Source organism: Mycolicibacter sinensis, assembly GCF_001667945.1.
In the GTDB taxonomy this organism is placed as follows: domain Bacteria; phylum Actinomycetota; class Actinomycetes; order Mycobacteriales; family Mycobacteriaceae; genus Mycobacterium; species Mycobacterium sinense_B.
This window is the reverse complement of sequence record NZ_LZJK01000006.1, coordinates 1-559: the sequence shown is the minus strand read 5'-3', so window position 1 is coordinate 559 and position 559 is coordinate 1. Positions and strand designations below refer to the sequence as shown.

The 559-nt window shown below is 73.3% G+C and carries 1 protein-coding gene; it reads left to right on the top strand.

The genetic code is table 11. From position 1 onward, the window contains the following. On the top strand, positions 1 to 401 hold a 401-nt coding region (locus A5694_RS00170; protein WP_428844249.1), incomplete at its 5' end, for a PPE family protein, SVP subgroup. Positions 402 to 559 lie beyond the last annotated feature (158 nt).

Sequence of the window (559 nt, the reverse complement as noted above, 5' to 3'; positions counted from 1 at the left end):
TCGGCAGGCTCAGCGTTCCGCCGAACTGGGTGGCGGCTGCGCCGGTGGCCAAGATGGCTGCCGCTGCGCTGCCGGGTGCCGGGCTGGCGGCGGCGCCGGCCGCCGCGCAGATCCCCACCGGGGTGTTCGGCGACTTGGCCATGGCGAGCCTGGCGGGCCGGGCGCTGACCGGCGCCGCGCCCCGGAGTCGACCCGCCGCGGCGATGAACGGCCATGCGCAGACCCGGCTGGAGCGCCTGGTCACCGAGCTGGCCGGCACCACCGACGTGCAGCACTGGCACGTCGATCCCAGCCGGCTGGACAGTCTGCTGGAGGAACTCGCCGAGCAGCCCGGTGTGCACGCCGTACACGTCAACCGCGACGGGCAGAACACCGCCGGGCCCGATCGGCAGCCGGGCTGACGTCGGCGTCAATTCTGCTTCGCCGCCAAGGTCTTTCGCGGCCGGCGTGCACCGGTGACCGAGAAGTGGGCGGCGACGCGCCGCGCCCGATTGACCCTGCCAGCCACCTGGTGCACTATGGTGTGGCAAGCACCTCGTTAGGTGAGGCGTCTGCACGG